Annotated in this window: 6 protein-coding genes; all 6 read left to right on the top strand. The window is 68.9% G+C overall.

Annotated elements, in window-relative coordinates:
• Positions 1-332, top strand: a 332-nt coding sequence (locus RMQ73_RS00335; protein ID WP_310495965.1) for a FliG C-terminal domain-containing protein, incomplete at its 5' end; no start/stop codon positions are given.
• 27 nt (positions 333-359) lie between these two features.
• Positions 360-1,040, top strand: a complete 681-nt coding sequence (locus RMQ73_RS00330) for a hypothetical protein (protein WP_310495964.1) — start codon at positions 360-362, stop codon at positions 1,038-1,040.
• Complete coding sequence (locus tag RMQ73_RS00325) at positions 1,037-2,353, top strand: FliI/YscN family ATPase (RefSeq protein WP_310495963.1); 1,317 nt, start codon at positions 1,037-1,039, stop codon at positions 2,351-2,353. Before RMQ73_RS00330 ends, RMQ73_RS00325 begins: the two co-directional genes overlap by 4 nt.
• Positions 2,350-2,691: a hypothetical protein gene (locus RMQ73_RS00320; RefSeq protein WP_310495962.1), complete on the top strand. Its 342-nt coding sequence runs from the start codon at positions 2,350-2,352 to the stop codon at positions 2,689-2,691. The genes RMQ73_RS00325 and RMQ73_RS00320 overlap by 4 nt, the downstream gene beginning before the upstream one ends.
• The gene (locus RMQ73_RS00315) at positions 2,688-4,058 is read left to right on the top strand and encodes a hypothetical protein (protein WP_310495961.1); all 1,371 of its coding nucleotides are present in this window, start codon (positions 2,688-2,690) and stop codon (positions 4,056-4,058) included. The genes RMQ73_RS00320 and RMQ73_RS00315 overlap by 4 nt, the downstream gene beginning before the upstream one ends.
• A gap of 12 nt (positions 4,059-4,070) precedes the next feature.
• A complete protein-coding gene (gene fliL / locus RMQ73_RS00310) occupies positions 4,071-4,577 on the top strand; it encodes a flagellar basal body-associated FliL family protein (RefSeq protein ID WP_310495960.1) in 507 nt (168 codons plus the stop codon).
• The last annotated feature ends 15 nt before the right edge of the window (positions 4,578-4,592 follow it).

Raw genomic sequence — 4,592 nt, 5'->3', positions numbered from 1 at the left:
ATCCTGAGCTGGCCGCCGAATACGAGGCGCTGCAGATCATCTCTGCCGAACTGGCGCTGCTGTCGCTCAAGGATGTGCAGCTTGTCATACGCGAAACGGATTCGGCGCTGCTGGCCGTGGCGCTGAAGGGGGCCGATGCCGACATCCGCACGTTGATTTTCTCGTCAATGTCCAAGCGCGCCGCATCGCAGTTACAGGACGAACTGGCCGATCGCGGCCCCATGAAACGCTGCGAAGTCACCGAGGCGCAGCGCGAAATCTGCCGCACCGTGCGCCGGCTGGGCGATTCCGGTGCGCTTATGCTGCCGCAGGCCGATGGCGGCTATGTCTAGGACGCCCATGATGGCCGAGACGTTCTCATGACGGTGCATGACCCTGCATTGGCGGCGGCTTTGCGGACGACCGGCGATGCCGACAGGACCCTGGCCAGTGCGTCGCGGCGGCTGCTGGCGTCACTTGCCGATGGGAATGGCAAGACCGACTGGTGCAGCTTTTCGGGTGCGACTGGTCTAGCCAGCTTGTTGGACGCGCTCCAGCGGCCAGGTCGGCAATCGCCGCCCGAGACGCCTGATCTTGCCGGTGCGGTGGCTGCGGCCCATGCGCAGGGCTGGCATGCCGGCCATGACGCGGGCCGGGCCGAGGCCGAGGCGCAGCTCGCGCCGCTTATCGCCGCGCTGGAAGCAGCGGCAGACGCCTTGCAAGCGGCTTGCCAGGTTGAACCGGACAGCTTGCGGCCACTATTGACGACACTGGTGCGCTCGCTGGCCAAGGCCGTGCTGGCGGCCGAGCTCAAGTCCGGCGCCGAGGTGTTGATGCCGCTGGTCGATCTGGCGCTGGCGCAAGTTCGCCCGGACGAAGCGCCGGTGCTGATGGCGCACCCCGAAACGCTGGCGGCGCTGGCGGGGCAGCTTCCGGCCGGGCTGGCGACGGCGCCGGATGCCGCGATGGCGCGCGATGAATTTGCCGTGCACGGCCCCGATTTCGCCATCGCTGCCGGGCTGGATGCCCGTCTTGCCGTGGCGATGGAGGCCCTGTTGTGACGGTGACCGGGGCAATCGCGGCATTGGCGAGCGCAGCCGAAGTGCCCGGCCTGCCACTGCGGCGCGGCGGCCGCGTCATGGCCTTTGATGGCAGCACCATCGAGGCGCTGGGCATCGATGCCGCCATCGGCAGCCGCGGGCTGATCGGTCCGCAGCGCCAGGCGGCGGAATTGATCGGCTTTCGTGACGGACGGGCGTTGTTCATGGGCCTGTCGCCGCTGGCCGGCGTCGTGCCGGGGGCGCTTGTGCTGCCCGATGACGATGCCGGCACGATTGCCTGCGGCAACGGCGTGCTCGGCCGCGTCATCGATGCGATGGGCCGGCCGCTCGATGGGCGCGGGCCGATTGTCGCCGCCACGATGCGGCCAGCCAGCCCGGCCATGCTCGGCCCGGCCGACCGGCTGCGCGTCACCCGGCCGCTGGCCACCGGCGTGCGGGCCATCGACGGCTTGCTCAGCTTTGGCATCGGCCAGCGCATCGGCATCATGGCCGGCACGGGCGTGGGCAAATCCGTGCTACTCGGCCAGATCACGCGCTGGGCCAGCGCCGATATTGTCATCATGGCGCTTATCGGTGAACGCGGCCGTGAAATCACCGATTTCATCGAAACCGAACTGGTCGGCCCAGCGCGCGCGCGCACCATAGTCGTGGCCGTACCAGCCAGCGATGCGCCGCTGCTCAGGGTACGCGGCGCCATGCGCGCCTTTGCCATGGCCGAACATTTCCGCGACGGCGGCTCGCAGGTATTGCTCATCCTCGACAGCCTGTCGCGCGTGGTCCACGGCGCCCGCGAAGTGGCCTTGGCCCGAGGGGAAAACGCCGGTGGGCGCGGCTATCCGCCGTCATCGCTGGCGCTGATTGCCGGCCTTGCCGAACGCGCCGGCGGTGACCGGCGCAGCGGCGGTGCCATTACCCTTGTTGCCACGGTTCTGGCCGAAAGCGACGACCGCGCCGACCCGGTTGTCGACGCCGCGCGCGGCGTCATGGACGGGCATGTGCTGCTCAGCCGCAAGCTGGCAGGACGCGGCCAATATCCGGCCATCGACCTGGCGGCATCGGCCAGCCGGGTGATGGCCGATGTCGTCAGCACCGAACATCTCGTGGCTGCCGCCCGGTTCCGCCGCCTGTCATCGCTTATCGACGATAATCGCGATCTGGTGCTGATGGGCGCCTATGCGCCGGGCAGCGATGCCGAACTGGATACGGCACTGGCGCTGGCGCCCCGGCTGGAGGCGTGGCGCAGCCAACCCCGGCACAGCGCCGCCGCATGGGACGACAGCGCCGCATCGCTTGTCGCATTGGTGGCGCCATGACCGACGTGCTGGACCGCATAATCCGGGTGCGCGAGATTCGCGCAGCACAGGCGCTGGCCGAACTTGGCCGCGCCCAGGCCCGCGTCAATGCCGAAGCGGCGTTGCTGGCCAGGGTCAGCACGCTGCGCATCGGTCAATATCAAGGCGTGGCAGCGGCGGGTGCAGCCAAGGCCCGCGCCCGAGCCGATGTCATGCTGGGCAAGCTTGCCGGCGATATCGCCGACCGCCTGGCCAACAACACCGCCTTCGCCGCTGAGCAGGCGCAGTCGCTGGCCCGCGCCCGCGCCGCCGTTGATGCCGCCATCGCCCGCCGCGCCGAACGAGAGGAATTGCCGTGATTGCCCAGACCATCCCTGGCCCGACTTTGCCCGATACATTTGGCCTGATCAGTGGCCCGGGCGTGTCGGCGCCTGTCGCAATTGTCCCCGCTGCGCCTGGATTTGCTGCGCATCTGGCACTGGTTGCCGGGACGCCGGCTGCGATGCCTGGTTTGCCGTCGCCAGTTGCCCCGCCCGCAATGGCGGCCGGGCTGGCCATTGCAAAAACCGCCGACCACGCCCTCACCCTGGACATGCCGCCGGTTCGCGGGCGCGCAGGCACCGCCGAGACTTTGCCCGCCGACACGATGCACGATGTCATGTTGAACCCGCCGGCCGCCGAGCAGCCCGAAGCAGATGAGCAGGTCGCAGCAGGGCCGCTTGACAGCATCGCTGCCATGACAGCGTTTCTGGCACCGCCACCCTCACTGCCACCGCCAGTTGATGGCAATGGCACAACCGGGGCTGTCATCAAGGGCAACATCGAAACGCAGCCGGTTGGTGCGCCGCCGGTCAGCTCGTTCATGCCGCGGGTGCCGGCCGCGCGCGCAGCCGCCCTGTCCGGTCGGTCGGCGTTTGCTGGCGCCGCAGACCACAAGCATCTTGTAGCGATGGCGCGCCTGCTGCCGTTTACTGGGTCGCCGTCTGCGCCGCTTCCGCCCGGCCCATCAGCGCCGGAATCGGTGCTTTCGGCCATGTTTGCGCAACTGCGGGCCGCACAATATGCGCCCGCAGGCGGTCACGCGACGGAGCCTGTGATTGCGACTGCCGCCGGCTCGGTACGCGAGCCTTTGGCGCCCGCTACCGCGCCAATGGCGAGCGCCCCCGCCATGGCAGCCGCCGCTATTTCCGGCCAGCCGATGGCGTTGTCCTTGCCGCCGCAGGCGTTGGCCCTGCCGCCGCAGGCGTTGTCCCTGCCGCCGACCGAAGTTGCGCCACTGCCGGAACCGCGCGAGCGGCTGCCGCGCACGCAAACACTGTTGGCCGAGGCCACAAGTTCGGCGCCGGCCCTTTCCGGCCTGGCGCACGCGCTGTCGCCCTTGCCGCCATCAGCGACCCCGGCGCCGGCACCTGCCGCGCCCGCCGCGCCGATGGTGTTCGTGCCTACCCCGACCATTGGTGATGTCGGGATTTCACTGACCGGCGCTGCTGATGCGCTGACCGTCACCCTTGCCGTCGATCCCGGCCTGGTCGGCCAGGTTGCAGCCGAGGCGCCGCGACTCGCCGCCGAACTCGCGGAAGCCGGGGTGCGCCTCGCCTCGCTCGATGTCGGCAGCGGCGGGGCAAACCGGCAGCAGCAACGCGCGCCGGGCCGGCATCCAGCCGAACACGACAGGGCCGTATCGCTGCCGCGCAGCGTGTCCCCCATTCCCGACCGTTATGCTTGAGGCTGAACCCAGATGACCGATGCCCCCCCGACCGACGCCGTCAAGCCCAAGCGCAACATCTTGGGAAAGCTCATGCCGATCCTGGCGTTCGTTGCGGGCGCCGGTGCGGGCGGCGGCGGCGCGGCCATTGCCGTCTTGCAGATCACCGGCGGTGCCAAATCCGGCGGCGGCCATGCCGAAGCGCCACCTCCGCCAAAATCCGAGGCGCTGGAATACATCGAAATCGACAACGCCTTTACCTCGAACCTCGTCGATACCGGCCGCTATCTTCAGGTCAAACTGTCGCTTTCGACCAATGGCGGCCCTGAAGCGGTTGCAGCAGTGGAAAAGCACAAGCCGGCGCTGATCTCGGCGGTGCTGGCTGTGTTGGGTGATTGCGGCGAGGCCGATATTGCCGACCAGAAAACCAAGGAGACCCTGCGAGGTCGCCTCAAGGACGCGCTCAATGCGGCGCTAAAGGGGCGCGGTGAGCCGCCGGCCATCGCCGAAGTGTTCTTCACGTCACTGGTCGTCCAGTGAGCGAACTGCGAATCC

This window comes from Sandarakinorhabdus sp. (assembly GCF_031430775.1).
Lineage (GTDB): Bacteria > Pseudomonadota > Alphaproteobacteria > Sphingomonadales > Sphingomonadaceae > Sandarakinorhabdus.
The sequence above is the reverse complement of the archived record's forward strand: the minus strand, read 5'-3'. Positions and strand labels throughout refer to the sequence as shown.

Excerpts from the sequence above, each read along its gene's own strand:
- RMQ73_RS00330 (WP_310495964.1), top strand. The coding sequence starts at position 360 with ATGACGGTGCATGACCCTGCATTGGCGGCGGCTTTGCGGACGACCGGC.
- RMQ73_RS00320 (WP_310495962.1), top strand. The coding sequence starts at position 2,350 with ATGACCGACGTGCTGGACCGCATAATCCGGGTGCGCGAGATTCGCGCA.
- fliL (WP_310495960.1), top strand. The coding sequence starts at position 4,071 with ATGACCGATGCCCCCCCGACCGACGCCGTCAAGCCCAAGCGCAACATC.